General features: G+C 69.2%; 21 protein-coding genes. 11 read left to right on the forward strand and 10 right to left on the reverse strand.

Features of this window, described 5'->3' with window-relative positions; all coding sequences use genetic code 11:
- Positions 1-20 precede the first annotated feature (20 nt).
- Positions 21-3,956 carry a trifunctional transcriptional regulator/proline dehydrogenase/L-glutamate gamma-semialdehyde dehydrogenase gene (putA, locus tag ACGHC0_RS10355; protein ID WP_415268154.1) on the reverse strand — a complete coding sequence of 1,312 codons (3,936 nt, stop codon included), beginning with the start codon at positions 3,954-3,956 and terminating at the stop codon, positions 21-23.
- Between putA and ACGHC0_RS10360 the strand changes: the two genes are divergently transcribed.
- From ACGHC0_RS10360 to rlmD, 4 genes are all read left to right on the forward strand, one after another.
- Positions 3,883-4,377: an Lrp/AsnC ligand binding domain-containing protein gene (locus tag ACGHC0_RS10360; RefSeq protein WP_208942330.1), complete on the forward strand. Its 495-nt coding sequence runs from the start codon at positions 3,883-3,885 to the stop codon at positions 4,375-4,377. The two genes, putA and ACGHC0_RS10360, sit on opposite strands and share 74 nt — an antisense overlap.
- 99 nt (positions 4,378-4,476) lie before the next feature.
- Positions 4,477-4,806: a hypothetical protein gene (locus tag ACGHC0_RS10365; protein ID WP_368355141.1), complete on the forward strand. Its 330-nt coding sequence runs from the start codon at positions 4,477-4,479 to the stop codon at positions 4,804-4,806.
- A gap of 53 nt (positions 4,807-4,859) precedes the next feature.
- Positions 4,860-5,546, forward strand: coding sequence for a secreted signal peptide protein (locus tag ACGHC0_RS10370; RefSeq protein ID WP_415268155.1), 687 nt, complete (start codon positions 4,860-4,862; stop codon positions 5,544-5,546).
- Between the two features lie 82 nt (positions 5,547-5,628).
- The gene (rlmD, locus tag ACGHC0_RS10375; protein WP_415268156.1) at positions 5,629-7,104 is read left to right on the forward strand and encodes a 23S rRNA (uracil(1939)-C(5))-methyltransferase RlmD; all 1,476 of its coding nucleotides are present in this window, start codon (positions 5,629-5,631) and stop codon (positions 7,102-7,104) included.
- A 108-nt stretch (positions 7,105-7,212) separates the two neighbouring features.
- On the opposite strand, the gene ACGHC0_RS10380 is transcribed toward rlmD, so the two are convergent.
- Entirely contained in the window at positions 7,213-7,626 is a 414-nt protein-coding gene (locus ACGHC0_RS10380; protein ID WP_415268157.1) for a hypothetical protein, read from the reverse strand.
- 128 nt (positions 7,627-7,754) lie between these two features.
- On the reverse strand, positions 7,755-8,447 hold the full coding sequence (locus tag ACGHC0_RS10385) for a Bax inhibitor-1/YccA family protein (RefSeq protein WP_013594370.1): 693 nt from the start codon (positions 8,445-8,447) through the stop codon (positions 7,755-7,757).
- Positions 8,448-8,685: 238 nt separating this feature from the next.
- Between ACGHC0_RS10385 and ACGHC0_RS10390 the strand changes: the two genes are divergently transcribed.
- A complete protein-coding gene (locus tag ACGHC0_RS10390) occupies positions 8,686-9,093 on the forward strand; it encodes a GlcG/HbpS family heme-binding protein (protein ID WP_208942334.1) in 408 nt (135 codons plus the stop codon).
- Between the two features lie 189 nt (positions 9,094-9,282).
- Here the strand turns inward: ACGHC0_RS10390 and hemP are convergent, their stop codons facing one another.
- The 6 genes from hemP to ACGHC0_RS10420 form a co-directional block, all read right to left on the reverse strand.
- Complete coding sequence (gene hemP / locus ACGHC0_RS10395) at positions 9,283-9,501, reverse strand: hemin uptake protein HemP (protein WP_415268158.1); 219 nt, start codon at positions 9,499-9,501, stop codon at positions 9,283-9,285.
- A gap of 96 nt (positions 9,502-9,597) precedes the next feature.
- Positions 9,598-10,005, reverse strand: coding sequence for an ExbD/TolR family protein (locus ACGHC0_RS10400; protein ID WP_368355146.1), 408 nt, complete (start codon positions 10,003-10,005; stop codon positions 9,598-9,600).
- Positions 10,006-10,011: 6 nt separating this feature from the next.
- Entirely contained in the window at positions 10,012-10,728 is a 717-nt protein-coding gene (locus ACGHC0_RS10405; protein WP_368355147.1) for a MotA/TolQ/ExbB proton channel family protein, read from the reverse strand.
- A 36-nt stretch (positions 10,729-10,764) separates the two neighbouring features.
- Complete coding sequence (locus tag ACGHC0_RS10410) at positions 10,765-11,463, reverse strand: energy transducer TonB (RefSeq protein WP_415268159.1); 699 nt, start codon at positions 11,461-11,463, stop codon at positions 10,765-10,767.
- 123 nt (positions 11,464-11,586) lie between these two features.
- Positions 11,587-11,862, reverse strand: coding sequence for a (2Fe-2S)-binding protein (locus ACGHC0_RS10415; RefSeq protein ID WP_368355149.1), 276 nt, complete (start codon positions 11,860-11,862; stop codon positions 11,587-11,589).
- A 228-nt stretch (positions 11,863-12,090) separates the two neighbouring features.
- Positions 12,091-12,669 (reverse strand): phasin family protein, encoded by a 579-nt coding sequence (locus ACGHC0_RS10420; protein ID WP_368355150.1) that lies wholly within the window; start codon positions 12,667-12,669, stop codon positions 12,091-12,093.
- A gap of 235 nt (positions 12,670-12,904) precedes the next feature.
- Here ACGHC0_RS10420 and ACGHC0_RS10425 point away from each other — a divergent pair, with 235 nt between their 5' ends.
- Positions 12,905-13,390: an acyl-CoA thioesterase gene (locus ACGHC0_RS10425; RefSeq protein WP_415268160.1), complete on the forward strand. Its 486-nt coding sequence runs from the start codon at positions 12,905-12,907 to the stop codon at positions 13,388-13,390.
- Between the two features lie 63 nt (positions 13,391-13,453).
- On the opposite strand, the gene ggt is transcribed toward ACGHC0_RS10425, so the two are convergent.
- Positions 13,454-15,463, reverse strand: a complete 2,010-nt coding sequence (ggt, locus tag ACGHC0_RS10430) for a gamma-glutamyltransferase (protein WP_368355152.1) — start codon at positions 15,461-15,463, stop codon at positions 13,454-13,456.
- A 290-nt stretch (positions 15,464-15,753) separates the two neighbouring features.
- Between ggt and pncB the strand changes: the two genes are divergently transcribed.
- The 5 genes from pncB to ACGHC0_RS10455 all read left to right on the forward strand — a co-directional run bounded on the left by pncB (position 15,754) and on the right by ACGHC0_RS10455 (position 22,073).
- Entirely contained in the window at positions 15,754-16,962 is a 1,209-nt protein-coding gene (gene pncB / locus ACGHC0_RS10435) for a nicotinate phosphoribosyltransferase (protein WP_368355153.1), read from the forward strand.
- A gap of 85 nt (positions 16,963-17,047) precedes the next feature.
- The gene (locus ACGHC0_RS10440; RefSeq protein ID WP_415268161.1) at positions 17,048-18,028 is read left to right on the forward strand and encodes a 2-hydroxyacid dehydrogenase; all 981 of its coding nucleotides are present in this window, start codon (positions 17,048-17,050) and stop codon (positions 18,026-18,028) included.
- Positions 18,029-18,085: 57 nt separating this feature from the next.
- Positions 18,086-19,510 (forward strand): DNA recombination protein RmuC, encoded by a 1,425-nt coding sequence (gene rmuC / locus ACGHC0_RS10445; protein WP_415268162.1) that lies wholly within the window; start codon positions 18,086-18,088, stop codon positions 19,508-19,510.
- Position 19,511: 1 nt separating this feature from the next.
- The gene (locus ACGHC0_RS10450; RefSeq protein WP_368355156.1) at positions 19,512-20,678 is read left to right on the forward strand and encodes an MFS transporter; all 1,167 of its coding nucleotides are present in this window, start codon (positions 19,512-19,514) and stop codon (positions 20,676-20,678) included.
- Between the two features lie 351 nt (positions 20,679-21,029).
- Entirely contained in the window at positions 21,030-22,073 is a 1,044-nt protein-coding gene (locus tag ACGHC0_RS10455) for a hypothetical protein (protein WP_415268163.1), read from the forward strand.
- The last annotated feature ends 22 nt before the right edge of the window (positions 22,074-22,095 follow it).

Consider the following 22,095-nt stretch of genomic DNA (forward strand, 5'->3'; position numbering starts at 1 on the left):
GCCCGGGGCCGGCCGCCGGCTCACTCCATGGTCATGAGGCTGGCATTGCCGCCGGCCGCCGCGGTGTTGATGCTGACCGCGCGCTCCAGGACCAGGCGTTCGAGCGGCACGGCGGCATCGCCGGGCGCATGGCCCGCGACGCCCACGATCGGCCCCGGCCGCGCGGCCATGGCCTGGCACACCTCCCGCAGCGATGCCTCGGTGCCATGGTGCAGCACGGCATCCACGGCCACCGCGGGCGCACGCCAGTCCGCCACGAGCACGATGCGTTCCTGCACCATGGCCGGCAGGCCGGAGCGCAGCGTGGCTGCGGCCGACGGCCAGACGGCGTGCCCGTCCACGGCCAGCACGGCGGCCAGCTGCACCAGCCGGTCCGCATCTGCATCGGCCAGGCAAAGGACGCGCTCACGCGGTGCCACGCCGTACTGATTGCGTTCCCCCGTGGGGCCGGGCAGCGTGCGCAGGCTGCCGGCCGGCGTGTTCTGCGCGAACTGGCGGCAGGCCGACTCCAGCGCGTCCTGGCCGGCGCCGCGCGCCCAGTCCTCCAGTGCCCGCAGCGGCGCGGGGGCTGCGGGTGCAGCGCTTTCACCGGTGCCCGGGGCGGCCGTCGCGTCGATGGCTGCACGCGCAGCGCCGCCGGGCGCCTGGGCCACCAGCCGGAGCAGGTACAGCGGGCCGCCCGCCTTCGGCCCCGTGCCCGACAGGCCTTCGCCGCCGAAGGGCTGCACGCCGACCACCGCGCCCACCATGTTCCGGTTCACGTAGAGATTGCCCGCGCGGGCGCGGCGCAGCACGCGTTCCACCGTTTCGTCGATGCGCGTGTGCAGGCCCTGGGTGAGTCCGTAGCCGGTTCCCGCGATGCGGTCCAGCAGCGTGTCCAGTCCGCTGCGCGGATAGCGCACCACGTGCAGGACCGGGCCGAAGACCTCGCGCTCCAGCTCCGACAGGTCCTGCAACTCGATCAGCGTGGGCGGCACGTAGGTGCCCTCGGCTGCGGCCTGCGGTGGCATCGGCACCTGGTGCACCGCGCGCCCACGCTCGCGCAGGGCCGCCACGTGGCGCAGGATGCCGTCACGCGCTTCGGCGTCGATCACGGGGCCCACGTCCGTGGCGAGCTGGTCCGGCCGGCCGATGCGCAGTTCCGCCATGGCGCCGCGCAGCATCTCCAGCACGCGGTCTGCCACGTCGTCCTGCAGGCACAGCACGCGCAGCGCGGAGCAGCGCTGGCCGGCGCTGTCGAAGGCCGAGGCGACGGCATCGGCCACCACCTGCTCTGCCAGGGCAGAGGAGTCCACGATCATCGCGTTCTGGCCGCCTGTCTCGGCGATCAGCGGCACCGGCCTGCCGGTGGCGTCCAGCCGGCCCGCCACGCTGCGCTGCAGGATGCGGGCCACGTCGGTGGAGCCGGTGAACAGCACGCCCATCACGCGCCCGTCGCCCACCAGCCGGGCACCCACGGTCTCGCCCTGGCCGGGCAGCAACTGCACGGCCGCGCGCGGCACGCCGGCGCCGTGCAGGATGCGCACCGCCTCGGCCGCCACCAGCGGCGTCTGCTCGGCGGGCTTGGCCAGCACCACGTTGCCGGCGGCGAGCGCGGCCGCCACCTGCCCCATGAAGATGGCGAGCGGGAAGTTCCAGGGGCTGATGCACACCACGGGGCCGAGCGGCGTCCATGCGTCTTTGCCAGTTTCCTTGCCGAACAGCGTTTCCACCTGGGCCGCATAGAAGCGCAGGAAGTCCACCGCCTCGCGCACCTCCGCCACGGCGTTCGCGCAGGTCTTGCCCGCCTCGCGCGCCAGCAGCGACAGCAGGGCGGGCGTGCGCTGCTCCAGTGCGTCGGCGGCGCGGCGCAGCGCGGCGGCACGTTCCACGGGAGGCGTCGCGGCCCAGGCGGGGGCCGCTGCCTGCGCCCACTGCAGCGCCTGGTCCACGTCGCCTGCGCCCGCCTCCTGCACCATGCCCACCACGTCCGCGTGCCAGGCAGGGTTGCGCACCGGCAGGCGAGGGCCTTCCTGCACCGGCCCGGCGAGCAGCGGCACAGCCTCCCAGTCCTGGTGGGCATGGCGCTGCAGGGCATCGGACAGTGGCGCGAGGACCGCTTCGCTCGCGAGGTCCAGCCCTGCGGAATTGCGGCGCGCAGGGCCATACAGCGCGGGCGGCAGCGGAATGCGCGGGTTCACCTGGCCCGGGACAGGTTCCGCAGCCACCGCCGCCACCGGGTCGGCCACCAGGGTGTCCAGCGGCAGGGTGGCGTCGGCCACGCGGTTCACGAACGAGGTGTTGGCGCCGTTTTCCAGCAGCCGGCGCACCAGGTAGGCCAGCAGCGTCTCGTGCGTGCCGACGGGAGCATAGACCCGGCAGGGGCGGCCCAGCCCCGCAGCGCCCACGACCTGCTCGTACAGCGGCTCGCCCATCCCGTGCAGGCACTGGAATTCGTACTGGCCCGGCGTGTAGCGCTCGGGGCCGGCCAGCTCGTGGATCGCGGCCAGCGTGTGCGCGTTGTGCGTGGCGAATTGCGGATAGACGGCGTCCGGCGCCGCGAGCAGCCGGCGCGCGCAGGCGATGTAGGACACGTCGGTGTGCACCTTGCGCGTATAGACCGGGTAGTCCTCCAGCCCGTCCACCTGGGCCCGCTTGATCTCGCTGTCCCAGTAGGCGCCCTTGACCAGCCGCACCATCAGGCGGTGGCCGGTGCGGCGTGCGAGATCGATCACGTGGTCGATCACGAACGGGCAGCGCTTCTGGTAGGCCTGGATCACGAAACCGATCCCGTTCCAGCCGGCAAGCGATGGGGCCGCGCACAGCGCTTCGAGCAGGTCCAGCGAAATCTCCAGCCGGTCGGCTTCCTCGGCATCGATGTTCAGCCCGATGTCGTAGCCGCGTGCCAGTTCCGCCAGACCCAGCACGCGGGGGAGCAGTTCCTGCATCACCCGGCCGTGCTGGGCCCGGCTGTAGCGCGGATGCAGGGCCGACAGCTTGATGGAAATGCCGGGACCCTCGTACACGCCGCGGCCCGCGGACGCCTTGCCGATGGCATGGATCGCGTCCACGTACGACTGCAGGTAACGCTCGGCATCGGCCGCGGTGAGCGCGGCTTCGCCCAGCATGTCGTAGGAGTAGCGGAAGCCCTGGGCCTCACGCGGTCGGGCGTTGGCCAGCGCCTGGGCGATGGTCTCGCCCGTCACGAACTGCTCGCCCATCATGCGCATGGCCACATCCACGCCCTTGCGCACCAGGGGTTCGCCACCGCGCGCCGTGATGCGGCGCAGCGCTGCGCCCAGCCCCTGCTCGCTGTGCGTGGCCACGAGCCTGCCGGTGAGCAGCAGGCCCCATGTGGCCGCGTTCACGAACAGCGAAGGGCTCTTGCCCAGGTGCGACTCCCAGTCGCCGCCACCGATCTTGTCGCGGATCAGCGCGTCGCGCGTGGCGCTGTCGGGAATGCGCAGCAGGGCTTCGGCCAGGCACATCAGCGCCACGCCCTCCTGCGAGGAGAGCGCGAACTCCTGCAGCAGGCCCTGCACCCAGCCGGCCCGGCCGCCCGCGCCCTTGCGCTCGCGCAGGCCTCCGGCCAGCCGCAGTGCCAGGGCATGCACGCGCTGCGCCGCGGCACCTTCGATGCGCGCTTCTTCCAGCAACGGCGCGACGGCCTCCGGCTCGGGAATGCGGCAGGCCGCGGTGATGGCATCGCGCAGCGGCGCGGACCCGGCAGCGGGCCGCGGCGCGAAGGCCGAGAAAGGCTGGGTATGCAGGGAAGGGTGCGGGGCGTTCATGGCGGAATGGTCCGAGGGCGGGACAACGGTGGTGGAATGCCTGCGATCATCTCGCCGAGACGATTGAATTAATGCGCAAAAATACCGATCATCAACGAATGTTTCACTAAGGATGGGGTGTGGTGTGGATGAAATCGACAGGGTGGATCGCAGGATCCTGGCAATCCTGCAGGACGATGGCCGCATCTCCAACCTCAAGCTCGCCGAGCGGGTCGCCCTGTCGCCCACGGCCGTGCTCGCACGGGTGCAGCGGCTCACGCGCGAGGGCTACATCCTCGGCTACGAGGCCCGGCTCAACCCGCAGAAGCTCGGCGCAGGCATGCTCGTGTTCGTCGAGGTGCTGCTGGACCGCACCACGCCCAATGTGTTCGACCAGTTCAAGGCCGCCGTGCAGGTCCATCCCGCCATCATGGAGTGCCACATGGTGGCGGGTGGCTTCGACTACCTGCTCAAGACCCGGCAGGCCGACATGAACGCCTACCGCCAATTTGCCGGAGAGGTGCTGTGGCAATTGCCGGGCGTGCGCGAAACGCGCACCTATGCGGTGATGGAGGAGGTCAAGCACTCCTTCCATCTCGCGCTGGACGAGCGCGCCGTGCGCTCCTGACCCGGCGGGCGGAGCGTGCATGCCGCAAAGTCCGCAATAATTGGTTCCGCGCCACCCGGTTCCGGCCCGTCCCGCCATACCCATCCAGGAGCTTCGCCGATGCCCGCCTGCCGTTCCGCCCTGTTCGCCGCCGCCGCGCTGTCCGCGGGCCTGTGGAGTGCCTCGGCCTCTGCCGCGTGCTACGTGGTCTATTCCTCCAGCCAGCAGGTGATCTACCGGTCGCAGACGCCCCCGGTGGACCTGGCGCAGCAGATCCACCAGACCCTGCCGCGTGTCGCGCCGGGGTCCACCCTGGTCTTCTCGCTGGACAGCAGCGATTGCCAGATCGAGTTCAACCGCCTTCCCGCCAGTGCCTCGGTGCCCGGCTCGCGCGTGGGCCTGCCGCCGTCCGATCCCGTGCCGCGGCTGGTGCGCCCCGCTCGCAGCTGACTGCCGGGCGTCCACGTCCCCTTTTTTGGTCGCGGTCCACGAAGGAGCGCCCGATGCTTCCCAAGCCTTCCGCTTTCGCCGGCCTGCTGTGCGCCGTGGTCTTCCTGGGCGCTGCGCACGCGGCTCCCGCGCCGAATGGCGCACAGGAAGGCGCCGCGTGCAGCAGGGCCCTCCGGCAGGCTTTCTCGGCGCAGGACCAGGCCGCCACGCTTCCCGCCCCATGCCGGCGCCTCGGCCCGGTGGCGCTGGGCATGCGCCAGCAGGACGTGGTGGCCGCGCTCGGAAAGCCGGACGCCACCCGGCACGGTGCGGCCCGGCCGGATACCGTCGCCGTGTACCTGTACCCACGTGGACTGAACGAGCGACTCGCCAGCCATCCACTGCCCGCCGGCTCGCTGGAGCATGGAGAGCTGGCCATCCGTTTCCGCGATGGCCGCGCGGTCAACATCATCGCCTTCGGGCCGCACGGCGAACTGCCCGGTTTCGGCCTTCCAGGACTGGCATTGGGGGAGGATGCGGGCGCGATGCTCCAGGCGGTCGGAGGACATCCGCAGTGGAATGCCGGCCGCGACTATGTCCAGTTCGCTGCGATGCCGCTGGGCCTGGAGGTGGATCCGGACACGTCCGCGGTGGTCGGGCTCGACATCGCGGCCACGAAACAGGACCTGGAGCATTTTGCGCTGCCGCCACTGCGCCTGGACAAGGACGGGCGCAGCGGCCTGGTCAGCGGCATCCACTGAGCGGGCGCGCCGCCGCCCGCACCATGGCCGCGGGCGTGGACCGGAGCAAGGCAGGGCGCGGCCGGCCTGAGACAATCGGGGGATGAGCGACCCCACAGAACATCCCGCGACCCCCCAGGACCCTTCCTCTTCCGCGCCGCCCCCGGGGCGAACCGACCTCCCGCCCGGCTGGCTGGAAGTCACCTCCATGGACATGGACGCCCAGGGCGTGGCCCGCAGGCCCGACGGCAAGGTCGTCTTCATCGACGGTGCGCTGCCCTTCGAATGGGTGAGCGCCAACACCCACCGCAAGAAGAACAACTGGGAGCAGGCGAGCCTTACCGCCATCCACCGCGAGTCCCCGCAGCGCGTGCGCCCGGGCTGTCCCCATTTCGGGCTGCATGCCGGCGCCTGCGGTGGCTGCAAGATGCAGCACCTGCACGTCGGCGCCCAGGTGGCCGTCAAGCAGCGCGTGCTGGAAGACAACCTCTGGCACCTGGGCAAGGTGAAGGCGGAAACCGTGCTGCGGCCCATCGAGGGGCCCGCCTGGGGTTACCGCTACCGCGCGCGCCTGGCCGTGCGGCACGTCGCCAAGAAAGGCAAGGTGCTGGTGGGCTTCCACGAGCGCAAGAGCCGCTACATCGCCGACATGGAAGTCTGCCCCGTGCTGCCGCCCCATGTGAGTGCCCTGCTGGTGCCCATGCGCGCACTGATCGCATCCATGGACGCGCGCGACACCTGCCCGCAGATCGAACTGGCCTGCGGCGATGACGTCACCGCGCTGGTGCTGCGCCACCTGGAGCCGCTGTCCGAGGCCGACATGGGCCGGCTGCGTGCCTTCGCCGCCGCGCATGGCGTGCAATGGTGGCTGCAGCCCAAGGGCCCGGACACCGTGCACCTGCTGGACGAGGGCGGCCCGCAGCTGAACTACGCGCTGCCGGACTTCGGCATCACCATGCCTTTCAAGCCCACGGATTTCACGCAGGTCAACCCGCACATCAACCGCGTGCTGGTCACGCGCGCCCTGCGCCTGCTGGATGCGGGGCGTGCCGACCGGGTGATCGACTGGTTCTGCGGCCTGGGCAACTTCACGCTGCCCATCGCCACGCAGGCCCGCGAGGTCGTCGGCATCGAGGGCAGCGAGGCGCTCGTCGCCCGCTCGCGGGAGAACTACCGCAAGAACCAGGACGGCCGGCCGCAGGGGCAGGCGCTGGCCCCCACCACCTTCGTGGCGCGCAACCTGTTCGAGATGACGCCCGACATGCTCATCGCCGACGGCGTGGCCGACAAGTGGCTGGTCGATCCGCCGCGCGAGGGGGCCTTCGCGCTCGCCAAGGCCCTGGCCGACATCCACCAGGCGCGCATCGGTGCGGAAGAGGCCCCGCCGCTGCCCGCTTCGGCCGCGGGCTGGACGCCGCCGCAGCGCATCGTCTACGTGAGCTGCAACCCGGCCACGCTGGCCCGCGACGCGGGCCTGCTGGTGCACCAGGCGGGTTATCGCTGCGTGGCGGCCGGCGTGGTGAACATGTTTCCCCACACGGCGCACGTCGAGAGCATGGCGGTGTTCGAACGCGCCTGACATCGGCAAGGGGTTCCGGAAGCCGGGCCGCCGTTGCCTGGACGACCCGCGGGCCCGGGCCTGCGGGCTGGCGGAGCAGGCCCGTCGGCCTGCAGGGTGAAGCCGGCTTCAGCTCCGGCTGCGGCCCGATCCGCCTTCGCGGGTTTCGTCGGCGCGGCCTTCCTCGGCGCGGCGGGCCGGGGTGGCCGGGGGCTTTTCCAGGTTGCCCAGTACCGAGGGTGCGCCCTCCAGCTTGTTCTCGCGCATGTACTGGTCCATTTCCTTCCAGCCGGCGAACACCTGGGCCTTCGGGGCCTTGGGGTTGAGGGTGAAGCAGTCCTCCAGGCCCCGCAGGGCGTGGCGGCAGGCGCCGCCGATGGCTTTGGCCTCGGCTTCCTTCTGCACCGCGCGTGGATCGGGCCCCAGCCCGGGAATGTCGCAGGCCGACAGCAGCAGCGGCGCCGCCGCGCACGCCACGAGCCAGGAGAGCCGGCGGCCAGGCGAGCGACGGGCGGAGGGGAGGGCTGTGCGGCGGTGTGGCATCTTCCTGTCATTATCGGCCGCTGCGCCGGATCATTGAGACCTGTGTGCGCCCACCCTGAGGAAAAGCAAAAGGCCTCCGTTGAGGAGGCCTTTTTTGTCGGAAGCGGGGCAACCTGCCCCGGTGAGCGTCAGTCGCGCTCGCCGCCCATGATGCCCAGCAGGGCCAGCAGGCTCTGGAACACGTTGAACAGGTCCAGGTACAGCGCCAGCGTGGCGCTGATGTAGTTGGTCTCTCCGCCGTCGATGATCTGCTTCAGGTCATACAGCATGTAGGCGCTGAAGATGCCGATGGCCGCCACCGAGATGGCCATCATGCCGGCCGAGGACCCCACGAACACGTTGATGACCGAGCCCACCAGCAGGACCATGGCGCCCACGAAGAGCCACTTGCCCATGCCGGAGAGGTCGCGCTTGATCACGGTGGCCAGGCTGGCCATGACCAGGAAGACGCCCGCCGTGCCGGCGAAGGCCGTCATGACCAGGTCGGTGCCGTTCTTGAAGCCCAGCACCATGCCGATCAGGCGCGAGAGCATGAGGCCCATAAAGAACGTGAAGCCCAGCAGCACCGGCACGCCGGCCGCCGAGTTCTTGGTCTTCTCGATGGCGAACATGAAGCCGAAGGCGCCGCCCAGGAAGACGATCAGGCCCACGCCGCCCCGCAGGGACTGTGTGATGCCGGTGGCCACGCCCAGCCAGGCGCCCAGCACAGTGGGCACCATGCTCAGTGCGAGCAGCCAGTAGGTATTGCGCAGCACGCGCTGCCGCTGCTCCTGCGAGACGCCGTAGCCCGCAGAGCCCAGAACGGTGACTTGATCATTCATCTTCTCTTGCTCCCTTTGCCTGTTGAGGCCTGCGAAGTGCAGACCGGCAAATTCTAGGTGGTGGCTTTCAACCCGCTTTCAAATAACCTTTGCCACTCCCGACCTTTTGGGATGCAGTGTTTTGCCGTGGACAGCCCGGTGGCGGCCGGTGCGGGCGATATCCTCGGCACGTTCCGTACCGGCCGGACGCGGCTGCGGCCTGCCGTTCCTCCATCCGTTTTCCATTCCACTGGATCCCATGAAGACCAAACCCGAGCTCGAATTCGCCGACGTCAAGAAAATCGCTGCCGCCGCGGAGGCCGAAGCCCTGCGCAACGGCTGGGCAGTGACCATCGCCATCGTGGACGACGGCGGCCACCTGCTGTCGCTGCAGCGCCTGGACGGCGCCGCGCCCCTGTCTTCCCACATCGCCCCCGGCAAGGCCCGCACGGCCGCGCTGGGCCGCCGCGAGAGCAAGGTGTACGAGGACATCATCAACGGCGGCCGCACCGCCTTCCTGACGGCCCCGTTCATCGACGGCATGCTCGAGGGCGGCGTGCCGATCCTGAAGGACGGCCAGTGCCTGGGCGCCGTGGGCGTGAGCGGCGTCAAATCCAGCGAGGATGCGCAGATCGCCCGCGCCGGCATCGCGGCCATCGGTCTCTGATCGGGCCTGTGCCGGCGCCTGCATCGCCAGGGTGCAGGCCGCGGGCAAAGAAAAACCGGCCTCGGGAGGCCGGTTTTTTCTTTGGGAGGCGCAGTGGGAAAAAAAGCCTGGCTACGCGGGCGAACCGTTGGCTGGCGAATACGACCCGGCGGACCGGCAGGCGGTCCGGGAGTCGCCCCACGATGAAACCTATTTGGTGAGGATCAGCTTGCCGAGCTTGGTGGCCTGCAGGCGGTAGATGGAGCCGTTGTGGAAGATCGCCACGGTTTTCTGCCCCTTGAGCAGTTCGCTGCTGTCCACCGCGGGGGCCGAAGACGCCGTGCGCCCGTGGGCCTCGGCCTGCCGGTCGGGGCCCGGGGCGCCGAAGAAGGCTGCGGAAGGGGACAGGGCGGTCAGGCTGGCGTGCATGGGGTGGATCCTCGGTGCGTTGGCAATGAATTAATGATAACCATTCTCAATTGAGCGTCAAGGCCAGGCCCGGCTTTATTGCAAGTATTTGTTGCCTCACTGCGGATCGGTGACGAAGCCGATCTTGCGCACGCCTGCGCGCTGCGCCGCCGCCATGGCCTGCGCCACGCGCTCGTAGCGCACGCTCTTGTCGCCGCGGATGTGCAGGTCGGGCTGCGGATCCTTGGCGGCCTCGGCCTTCAGGCGCGGCTCCAGTTCGTCGTCGCTGATGTCGGTCTCGTTCCAGTGGTACTTCCCGTCGGCGGTGACGCTCAGGCGGATGGTTTCGGGCTTGACGTTCTCGCGCTCGGCAGAGGCGCGCGGCAGGTCCACGGGCACGGCATGCTTCATGACCGGCACGGTGATGATGAAGATGATGAGCAGCACCAGCATGACGTCCACCAGGGGCGTCATGTTGATCTCGTTCATCACCTCGTCGGCGTCGTCCTGGGTTCCGAATGCCATGGCGCGTCAGCCTTTCTTGATGGGCAGGACCTTGCCCTGATCGGAAGGGGCGCTGACGCGGGCGCCGGTCACGAAGTAGGCATGCAGGTCGTGCGCGAAACTGTTGAGGCCGTTCAGGATGGACTTGTTGCCCCGCACCAGCGCGTTGTAGCCCAGCACCGCGGGAATGGCGACCGCCAGGCCCAGCGCGGTCATGATGAGCGCTTCGCCGATCGGGCCGGCCACCTTGTCGATGGTGGACTGGCCCGAGGTGCCGATCGCCACGAGGGCGTGGTAGATGCCCCAGACGGTGCCGAACAGGCCGATGAACGGCGCCGTGGAGCCGACCGATGCCAGGATGGCGAGGCCCGACTGCAGGCGGGCGGTGAATTCGTCGATGCAGTTGCGCAGGCTGCGCGTGATCCAGTCGCTGACATCCAGGCTGTCGTGCAGGTGCGCCTTGGTGTTGCGGTGGTGGGCGGTGGCTTCGCGGCCCTCGAGCGCGAGGTGCCGGAACGGGTTCGACGGATCGTTGCCCAGCTTGTCCATGCCGGCGGCGAAGTCTTCGCTGTGCCAGAAGTCGCGTGCCGCGCGGGCGTGTTTCTTGAACTTGATGATGTCCAGCGCCTTGATGAGGATGACGATCCACGAGGCGAGCGACATGCCGAGCAGCAGCACGGCGACGGCCCGGGTGACGAAATCACCCTGGATCCAGACGTTGGCAATGCCGAAATGCGATTCCATGAGAACTCCTGAAGCTGAAAGAGATATTCGAGACGTTTAATCGAGGACGAAATTGAACGGAACCAGGTTCCACATGGTTTCGGGGACACCGTTGCGCTTGCCGGGCACGAACTTGTAGCGCATCACCGTTTCCATTGCCAACCGGTCCAGCCGGTCGTAACCGCTGGATTTGTTGAGCTCCACTTTTTGCGGAAGGCCGTCCGCGCCGATCAATACGCGCACGACCACCTTGCCCTGCTCGCCCAGCCGGCGGCTGATCGCCGGGTAGGACGGCTTGGGGTTGTTCAGGTACGCCGCATCGCTGGACGGCAGGTCGATCTTCGGGGGCGCGGGCGGTGCCGGCGGGGCCGGTGGCGGTGCGGGCGGAGCCTGGGGCGCCGCGATCGGCGGCGCAGGCGGCTGCGGCTCGGTGATGCCGACCGGAGCACTCGGCGCCGGCGTGGGGTCCGGGATGGCCACGGGCATGGGCGCGGGACGCGGGGCCGGCGTGCGCGGCGCGGGCTTGGGTGGGGGAGGGGCCGGCTTCGGGGGCGGAGGGGCCGGTGGCGTCGGAGGTGCGGGGGGCGTGATGAACTCGCTCAGCACTTCCGCGGGAACGATGATCTCGGCCGCCTTGCGCACCAGGCCGGATTGCAGGGCCCAGAGGCCCGCGACATGGAGCAATACGACCGAACCTGCGATCACCGCATTGCGGCTCACGCCCCCGGGGGAGCCATAGCGATCAAACTGGGACATAGGAAAGGGTATTTGCCTGCGCAGTGAAGGAAAGGCCGGTGCGGGCGCACCGTGCAGGGCAGAGGCAAAGAGGAGGAGTTGCTTACTTGCGGAAGATCCACCACATGGATCCCACGACGAGGATCAGGCTGCCAGCGAGGATGAAGAGGAGGTCCATGCCTTGCTTTCCAGAATGGAGGAGCCGAGCTGGATGGTCTGCGGCGCGATCTCTTCCTTGTGCAGGGCCGCCACCGAATGCTTGGTGCCGCAACGGGCGACGACGTCGCGTGCGCAGGACTCGCAGCGGCCGCACTGGGTGGCCACGCCGAGTTCGAACTGGATCTCGTCGAAGCTCAACCCCGCATGCGCGTGGCGTGCGATTTCCCGGTCAGAAACCCGGCGGCATACACAAACGATCATGGGGCTGCAGTCTTGGCTGGTGTGGACGACGAATGCATTATAAATGCGAATTCATCGCATTTGCAATCATTCGAGTCCGGCGCCGCGAGAATGTTCCCGATCCGTGCCGCACGCCTGAGGCCTCGCTGCGGGCGGGCAAAAAAAAGCCCGGCGGGCGCCGGGCTTTGAAATGGATCCAGGAACGTGGCGTTCGAGAGGATCCAAGGAGACAACGGGTAGGCCAGCGGCTCAGCGCTTGCGCATGGCGGCCGAGGTGGCTGCTGCTGCGGCGTTGGTTGCGTTGGTGGCATTGGCGGTGGCCGTGTTGGTCACTGCGTTGAAGTTGGCTTCTGCCGCGTCGCTGGCCTGCTTGACGGCCTTCTGGACGGTTTCGAAAGCATTGTTGGCGGCGGACACGGCGCTCTTGAACACGGCCACACCGGTTTCGGTGCCGGCGGGAGCATTGCGGGCGGCGGTATCCACCAGGTTGCTGAAGTTGCGCTGGATCTCGGCGGCCTGGGCTTCGAAGGCACGGCCGAATTCGGCGGTGGTGCCGGAAGCGATTTCGTAAAGGTGGCGGTTGTAGGCGGCGGTCTTCTCGGCCAGGGGCTGGAAGAAGGCGGCTTGCAGCGAGAGGAGTTCCTGGGCGTCCTTGACCGACAGCAGGGCCTGCGTGTGGGTGGCGGCTTCGCTCAGGGTGGCGCGCGAGGCGGTCACGTTCAGTTCGACCAGCTTCTCGACGCCTTCGAAGGCCTTGTTCGTGAGACCGAACAGGGTGTCCAGGTGGGCCTTCTGGGAAGCGATGAGTTGCTCGGGGGTCAGCGACATGTGTATCTCCTCTGAAAACAGTCCGGGTTCGGACATAAGCCAAGTGGATGGAACCGCGCTACGCCAAGTTCATGTTGCAGTGCAGCATGGGACGAATTCTAGAGGCTTTGCCCCGCGGCGCAAGCCTTTTTGCTGCACTGCAGCATGTTTAGAGTCGTTCCTCCAAAACCTGCAGGTCCATGCCGCGTGGCCGGGAGACAGCGGCTGGGGAAAGCGGCTGGCAGAATGGACCGCCATGACCACTGCCAAGCCTTCGGCCGCCCCGCCGGCGCCGCGGCGCGCGCCCGAAGCGCGTGACCGCTATCCCGTGTTCCGCAGCATCACCACGCGCTGGGCGGACAACGACATTTACGGGCACGTCAACAACGTCGTCTATTACAGCTGGTTCGACACCGCCGTGAACGCCTACCTGATCGAACAGGGTGCGCTCGACATCCATGGGGGGGACACCATCGGGCTGGTGGTGGAGACGCAGTGCAATTACTTCGCGCCGCTGGCGTTCCCGCAGACCATCGAGGCGGGTATTCGTGTCGCGCGCCTGGGATCGAGCAGCGTGCGGTACGAGGTGGGGCTGTTCGCCCGTGGCGAGCCGCTCTCGGCCGCCGCGGGCCACTTCGTGCATGTGTATGTGGGCCGGGAGGACCGCCGGCCGCGGACGCTGCCGGAGGCGCTGCGCCGGGCGCTGGAGCCGCTGAGCCAGGACACCGGCGCGGCCCGCTGAGGCGAACTGCGCCGGCGGTCGCTGCATCCGGCACCGGCATCGCCGGCACCGGATGCCGGTGCGTCAGGGCTTGAAGGTGTCGCCCAGCACCACGCCTTCGCGCCGCGGATCGGCGCCGCCCTGGAGCACGCTGGCGCCGTTGCGGTTCACCCGCAGGATCGTGGCCGTGCCGCTCGACTGGGCCGAGGTCGAGACCGTATGGCCCAGCGCGCGCAGGCCGGTGACCAGGGGATCATCGTTGCCGTTGTTCGCCGTGTTGACGTTGGGGTGCTCGCCGCCCACCGAGGTGGTGGCGCTGTTGCTGGCGCCGAAGTCCACGAGCGAGGTGGCCTGCTGGGCATCCAGGCCCCAGTCGAGCGCGCCGACCACGGTCTTCACCACGTACTGGATGATGGTGCCGCCGCCGGGCGAGCCCGTGCCCATCACGAAGTCGCCCATGCTGCCGTCGGCCGCCTTGCGGAACACCAGGGTCGGCGCCATCGAACTGCGCGGGCGCTTGCCGGGCTCCACGCGGTTGGCGACCGGCGCGCCGGAAGCATCGGTGGGCGTGGCGGCGAAGTCCGTGAGCTGGTTGTTGAGCAGGAAGCCCTGGGTCATGTGGAAGGAGCCCATGCTGGCCTCGACCGTGGTGGTCATGACCACGGCGTTGCCGTCCTTGTCCACGATGGTGAAGTGCGTGGTGCCCCGTTCCTCGAGCGGCACGACGCCGGCCGCGCCGGTACCGAAGTCGCCCGCCGTGGCGGTACCCATGCTGCGGGTGGTGCTGATCAGGCCGGCGCGCGTGCGCAGGTACGACTTGTCGAGCATGCGCGAGGGAGAGCCGCCCGGCAGGGGCACGAAGTCGGTGTCCGCCACGTACTTGTCGCGGTCGGCATAGGCCAGGCGTTCGGCCTCGCTGACCAGGTGCACGCCCATCACCGAGGGCTTGCCGCCTTCGAGGTCGATGGCCGTGGGCTTGTACTGCGAGAGATCGAAGTTCTCCAGGATGCCGAGCGCGGAGGCCACGGCGATGCCGCCGGAGGAGGGGGGCGACATGCCGCACACCCAGTAGTCGCGGTAGGTGGTGCAGACCGGGTCGCGGCGCTTGGCGCGGTAGTCCGCCAGGTCGCTCAGCTGCGTCAGGCCCGGCGTGATGGCGACAGCCGGCGAGCCGCCGCTGGTGGCCTGGATCTTCGCGACGATGCCCTGGGCGATCGGGCCCGTGTAGAAGGCATCGGCGCCGTTGCGGGCGATGGCGGACAGCGTGTCGGCGTAGGCGGTGTTCTTCAGCACCGTGCCGAGCGCCTTGGGCGTTCCGTCGGCATTGAAGAAGTAGGCCACGGCTTCCGCGTCGCGTGCCAGGCCGGAGGCGGAGCCGGAGATGGCCGCGGCCATGCGGCCGCCGATGGGGAAGCCGCCTCGCGCCAGTTGCTCTGCCGGCTGGAACAGGTCGCCCCAGGCGAGACGCCCGTGGTCGCGGTGGGCCAGTTCGAGCATGCGGACTGCGCCGGGCGTGCCGATTGAGCGTCCGCTGGCGCGCGCACCGCCCGGCTGCGGCGCGGTGCGGTCGGCGTCGCTGACCCAGCGCAGGTAGTTGGCGGTCGCGGCCGCTGGCGCGGTCTCGCGGCCATCGTAGGCCTGGACCTTTTTCTGGGCCGCGTCGTAGTGCAGCATGAAGGCGCCGCCTCCGAGGCCGGAGGATTGCGGCTCCACCAGCCCGAGCACCATCTGCACGGCGACGGCGGCGTCCACGGCCGAACCGCCTTTCTTCAGCACTTCGCACCCGGCACGCGATGCATACGGATTGGCCGTGGTCACCATGTACTGCTTCGCATAGACGGCGGTCTTGCCGACGCGGTAGCCGGAGGCCGGCTCGGGAGCGGCCGGATCGCCCGGCAGGCCCGAACCGACCGTGACCAGGCCGTTGTCGCTCGTCACGGCGCAGGCATTGTCCTGGCTGGGCACGAGGGCCGTTCCGCCGTTGCCGCTGCCGCCGCAGCCCGAGAGGGCCAGCAGCGCAGCGGCCAGCGCCGCGGTAAGGCCCCGGGCGGAGGGCGGGGAAGATGGTGAGTGAGGCTTGCCGAGGCTGTGCATCCGGAATCGCTTTCTTGTTGGTGGAGGATGTGGAAGAGGTGCGCGGAAAGCCGGGAGTCTCCCCCTCCCGGGGCGCCCCGCAAGCATAGGCGGTTCGTGTGGGTTGCGGGAGCTCGAAGGCCGCCGGCCCGCATCGTGGAACTGCACAGCCGGCGCGGGCGGGCAGGGCCGGGCCTCGGTGCCGGGGCGCGCACGCGACGGCGCGCTTGGTGACACAATGCACGGCGCGCCTGCAGCTTTCCCTTCCGCGCCCCGGCCCCCCTGCCGGGCCGCGCGCCGATGCCTCTTCCATGATCATCACCAGCCTGCTCGATACCGACCTGTACAAGTTCACCATGATGCAGGTGGTGCTGCACCAGTTTCCGGGAGCGCAGGTGGAATACCGCTTCCGGTGCCGCAACCCCGGCGTGCAGCTCGCGCCCTATGCGGCCGAGATCCGCGACGAGATCCGCTCGCTCTGCAGCCTGCAGTTCCAGGACGCGGAGTTGATGTACCTGCGCTCGCTGCGCTTCGTGAAAAGCGATTTCGTGGACTTCCTGGGGCTGTTCCGCCTCAACGAGAAATACATCACCGTCACGCCGCTGGCCTCGGGGGAGATCGATATCCGGATCGCCGGGCCGTGGCTGCACACCATCCTGTTCGAGATCCCGGTGCTGGCGATCGTGAACGAGGTGTACTTCCGCAATACGCAGAAGGTGCCGGATTTCCCCGAGGGTCGCCGGCGGCTGGACACGAAGATCACCCAGCTGCAGGCGGACGGGCTGGGGCCACTGAAGATCGCTGACTACGGCACCCGGCGGCGCTTCAGCCGCGCGTGGCACGAGGAAGTGCTGCGCGTGCTGCTGGCCCGCCTGGGCACGGGTGACTGCCGCACCGATGGGCGGGCAGGGCCCGGGCAGTTCGCGGGCACGAGCAACGTGCTCTATGCGATGAAGCTCGGGGTCACGCCGCTCGGCACCATGGCGCACGAATACCTGCAGGCCTGCCAGGCGCTGGGCCCGCGGCTGCGCGACAGCCAGATCTACGGCTTCGAGATGTGGGCGCGCGAATACCGCGGCGACCTGGGCATCGCGCTGTCCGACGTCTACGGCATGAGCGCCTTCCTGCGCGACTTCGACCTGTATTTCTGCAAGCTGTTCGATGGCGCGCGGCACGACAGCGGCGACCCGTTCGCCTGGGGCGAGCGGCTGCTGGAGCACTATCGCCGCAACCGCGTCGATCCGCTCACCAAGACGCTGATCTTCAGCGATGCGCTCACGGTGCCGCGCACGATCGAGCTGTTCCGGCAATTCCACGGCCGCTGCCAGCTGGCCTTCGGGATCGGCACCAACCTGACCAACGACCTGGGCTGCGAGCCGCTGCAGATCGTCATCAAGATGACGCGCTGCAACGGGCAGCCCGTCGCCAAGCTGTCCGACACGCCCGGCAAGGGCATGTGCGATGACGAGAAATACCTCGCCTATCTGCGCCAGGTGTTCGAGATTCCCGCTCCGGCCTGAAATCGAACGGCGCGCGTCGCCCGCCGCCCGCCGCCCGCCGCAGGCGTTTCGGCATTGTCCTTTTTTCACCAGGAACCCACGCTCCATGACACGACCCCGCATCCTCGTCGCCCGCGCCATCTTCCCGGACGTGGTGGACCGCCTCGCCCGGCATTTCGACGTCGAGGCCAATCCCGAGGATGCGATCTGGAGCCCCGAGGAACTGGCCCGGCGCCTGGCCGACAAGGATGGCGCGCTGACCACCGGCAGCCAGCGCATCGACGCGGCCCTCGTCGCAGCCTGCCCGCGCCTGCGCATCGTGGCCAACATGGCCGTGGGCTACAACAACTTCGACGTGGATGCGCTCACCGCCGCGGGCGTGCAGGCCACGAACACGCCCGACGTGCTGACGGAAACCACGGCGGATTTCGGCTTCGCGCTGCTGATGGCCACGGCCCGGCGCGTGACCGAGAGCGAGATCTACCTGCGCGAAGGCCGCTGGAGCAAGTGGAGCTACGACATGTTCGCGGGCTCGGACGTGCACGGCTCCACGCTGGGCATCCTGGGCATGGGGCGCATCGGACAGGGCATCGCGCGGCGCGGCGCACACGGCTTCGGCATGAACGTGATCTACCACAACCGCTCGCGCCTCTCGCCGGAACTCGAGGCCGATTGCAAGGCCCGGTATGTGTCCAAGGAGGAACTGCTGCGCGAGGCGGACCACCTCGTGCTCGTGCTGCCCTACACGCCCGAATCGCACCATGCCATCGGCGCGGCCGAACTCGCGCAGATGAAGCCCACGGCCAACCTCGTCAACATCGCGCGCGGCGGCATCGTGGATGACGCCGCGCTGGCGCAGGCGCTGCGCGAGCGGCGCATCGCCGCCGCAGGCCTGGACGTGTTCGAGGGCGAGCCGAAGGTGCACCCGGACCTGCTGGCGGTGCCCAACGTGGTGCTCACCCCGCACATCGCCAGCGCCACGGTGCCGACCCGGCGTGCCATGGCCAACCTCGCGGCGGACAACCTGATCGCGTTCTTCGATGGGCGTGGTGCGCTCACGCCCGTGAACACGCCCCGACCCCGCTGAGGGGCCGCCCCGCCGGACCCCGGGGCCGGCAGTTGACAACGAAACGTCTGGATTGGCATGTCGATTGAATGGCTGGTGGTGTTCGCGTTGCTCACGCTCATCACCGTGCTCCTGGGAGTGCTGCTGCTGCGCAGTCCCCGACCCGAGCTTCCCCCCGAATGGGCCATGCGCCTGCAGCGCCTGGAGCAGGTGGCCCAGGCCACCCAGCTGGCCGTGGCGAAGAACGATGGCGCGCTGGAAGGCATGGCCCAGCAGCTGCGCGGCTTCACCCAGGCGACGCACACGCACCTGGAGGGCCAGCGGGAGGTGCTGGACGAACGGCTCGCACAGGCGGTGCACGATGCCCGCTCGGGGCGCACGGAACTGCGCGAGGGCTTCGACGCCTTCGAGGCCCGGCTGGGGCAGCGGATGGCCCAGGCGCAGGCCGATGCCGCCGTGGCCCGCCGCGAACTGGCGGAAGCCCTGGGCGCCTTCCGCGCCGAGCTGACGCAGACGTCGGAGTCGCTGCGCGCCGCGCTGCACGAGCGCCTCGCCGCCATCCAGTCGGACAACGCGGCCCGCCTGGAGGAGATGCGCCGCACCGTGGACGAGAAGCTGCACGCCACGCTGGAGCAGCGGCTGGGCGAGTCGTTCAGGATGGTGAGCGACCGGCTCGAGCAGGTGCACCGCGGCCTCGGGGAGATGCAGACGCTGGCCGCCAGCGTGGGTGATCTCAAGCGCGTGATGACCAATGTGAAGACGCGCGGCACCTGGGGCGAACTGCAGCTGGGGGCGATCATCGAGAACGTGCTGGCGCCGGAGCAGTACGCACGCAATGTGAAGACGGTGCCGGGCAGCGACGAACTGGTGGAGTTCGCCATCCGCCTGCCGGGGCGCGGGCAGGAGGAGCCGGTCTGGCTGCCCATCGATGCCAAGTTCCCGGTGGAGTCCTACCAGCGCCTGCTGGACGCGCACGACGCGGCGGACAAGGCGGCCGTACTCGCGGCGGGCAATGCGCTGGAGGCCGCGGTGCGCTTCGAGGCGCGCAAGATCGCCGCCAAGTACGTGTCGCCGCCGCACACCACGGATTTCGCGGTGCTGTACCTGCCCACCGAAGGGCTGTTCGCCGAGGTGGTCCGCCGGCCGGGCCTGGTGGAGGCGCTGCAGGGCGAATGCCGCGTGATGGTGGCCGGGCCGGCGAACCTCGCGGCGATGCTCAGCAGCCTGCAGATGGGTTTCAAGACGCTGGCGATCGAGAAGCGGTCTTCCGAGGTGTGGGGGCTGCTGGGCGCGGTGAAGACGGAGTTCGCCAAGTTCGGCGACGTGGTGGAGGCCACGCGCAAGTCGATCGACGCCGCGGCCAAGCGCTTCGACGAGGTGGGCGTGCGCACGCGTGCCATCCAGCGGCGGCTGCGGGACGTGCAGGAGCTGCCCGCAGGCGAGGCCGGTGCCGCTCCGGCCGTGGAAGCGCCGGCCGGCGATCGCCCGGAGGCGCCGGCCTGAGATGGACACCGCGCTCGCTCGGCTGATCGCCGGACAGATATGCATCCATGCCAGCATGACGGGCATGCGCCTGGCGGCCCCGCTGCTGGCCCTGCGCGAGGGCTACAGCGCCGCGGCGGTCGGAGCCCTGCTGGCGCTGTTCGCGCTCACCCAGGTGTTCCTGTCGCTGCCCGCGGGCCGGTATGCCGACCGCCACGGCCTGAAGCGGCCGGTGGGTTGGGCGGTGAGCGTGGCCAGCACGGGCGCGGCCGGCGCGCTCGTCTGGCCGTCCTTTCCCATGCTCTGCCTGGCCGCGCTGCTGACCGGTGGCGCTTCCGGCGCGGCCATGATCGCGCTGCAACGCCATGTCGGGCGCGCCGCGCACGGTTCCGAGCAATTGCGGCGTGTGTTCAGCTGGCTGGCCATCGGCCCTGCCGTGTCCAACTTCGTGGGGCCGTTCTTCACCGGCCTGCTGATCGACCATGCAGGGCCGGTGCCGGGCAGCACGGAGGGCTATCGCGCGGCCTTCGCGCTCACGGCGCTGCTGCCGGTGGCGACATGGTTCTGGGTCCGTGCGACGGTGGAGCTGCCGCCCATCCCCGCGGCGGAAGGCGGCCCGCGCCGCCGTGCGTGGGACCTGCTGGGCGACGCGGGCTTCCGCCGCCTGCTGCTGGTGAACTGGCTGCTGTCGTCCTGCTGGGACGTGCATACCTTCGTGGTGCCGCTGCTGGGGCACGAGCGGGGGCTGTCCGCGTCGGTCATCGGCTCCATCCTGGGCGCGTTCGCCATTGCCGCGGCGGCCATCCGCGTGCTCATGCCGCTCGTGGCAGCGCGCCTGAAGGAGGCCACCGTGGTGATGTGGGCCATGGTGACGACAGCCTGCCTTTTCGCCGTCTATCCGCTGCTGCCCACCGCATGGGCGCTCGGCCTGTGCTCGGTGCTGCTGGGCTTCGCGCTGGGCTCCGTGCAGCCCATGATCATGAGCATGCTGCACCAGATCACGCCCCACCACCGCCATGGTGAGGCGCTGGGCCTGCGCCTGATGGCGATCAACGCATCCAGCGTGGCGATGCCCGTGCTGTTCGGTTCGGCCGGTGCGCTGATCGGCGTGGCCGGGCTGTTCTGGGTGGTGGGGGGCGTCGTGGGGCTGGGGTCGAGGGTGGCTGCCCGTCTGGAGCGCAGGGCCTGATCCCGCATACCGGCAGAGGCGCGATTTGCCACGGGCTTCGCATGAAAGTGTTTGCTTTCGCGCGGCAGGCCGGCCCTGGATGCCGGGATGGCTAGATTGGCGGACTCGCATACATGCAAGGAAACCACCATGGTCGGCCCTGTCTCGGTACAAGGAGCGGATCGGAGGCGTACGTCCAGCCGTGAACCGGCCGGAGAACGCAACCAGCTCGCGCGAGCGAACAACTCTTCGACGCACTCCGGGCGAGATGCTCGCTTCGGCTCTCTGCCTGCCCGGTCCCCCGGCGCAAACGCGGGACGGGCTTCAACCGCGGGAAGCATGGCACCTCGGCGCGGCCCGCCAGACGCCGTCGTGGATCCGAACGAGCTTCCGGCGCAGAATCCACCCAGTTCACTGGCCGTCCGGGTGGCAGGCGTGGCCGTCGGTACGTTGAAACAGTCCTGGAAGGCCTATGTGGGAGTGGCCGCAGTCGCTGCAGGCTATGGCGCATGGAGGCAATCTGCGGGTACCATGCAGCAACAGGCCCAGCCCTATCCCGTGGTGGATCTGCCCACCGTTCTACAGGCCAGGCAGGAGGTACTTCAAAAGCATGGTGCGTACATACCGTCCAGCAGTGCGTGCCATGCCATCGAGCCACGCGTCACCCTGGACCTGCCGCCGGGTTATCGCGGACTGACCCAACGCAGGGCGGGAAAATCTGCCGAAGTGCGCATAAGGGAGGGCTTGCCCCGCGACGTGGGGCTCCACACGTCAAGGCACGAATATCTGCACTGCTTTTCCCATCCGGAACTGCACAAGGCGCTTGCGGGCAGCCCCCACAGCCACTCGGTCGAAGAAGCGCTCACCGAGTTCTATGCCGATCAGTTCGACGGCCATCCGGATACGCAGACCTTTGCCGACCTTGCGCTGGCGAACGGGAAGACCGGTGTCGCTGCTGCTGCCGAAATTGAGCGAATGATCGGGAAGAACACTCTGCAACGGGCCTTTTTCAAGGGCGATGCCAAGGCGATCGAGAAGTTGAGCGACGCTCTGGTGAAGGTATGGCCCAGGCAGGTCTCTGTCATGGCGTGGCTCGGCATCATCCGCGTTGAGCAGCAGGCGCGCAAGCGGCAGGCGCTGGCCGAGTGCTTCCTGGGCGCCAGCCTGCTGTTCTCGAAGCGCTTTCCCGATGAAGGGGAGTTGCTTGCGGCTCCATCGCGCTTCCTCCCGGTCGACAGTTTTTCCAGCATATCCCACACGCAGGCCGAGGTGCTGCGGCAGCAGGCGGAGGCGGCCCGGGCCAAATATGGCGAGGCTTTTGACCAGGCGTTCTGCAACTTCGTGGGGAGCCGGCAGCGTGCTGCGATGGACAGCATCGCTGAAGGACTCGCATCCGCCTGGAAGCCGGTGCTCTGACCACTCGCCCCTGCCTGCCTCG

Origin of the sequence: Acidovorax sacchari (assembly GCF_042847045.1) — a bacterium.
In the GTDB taxonomy this organism is placed as follows: domain Bacteria; phylum Pseudomonadota; class Gammaproteobacteria; order Burkholderiales; family Burkholderiaceae_C; genus Paracidovorax; species Paracidovorax sacchari.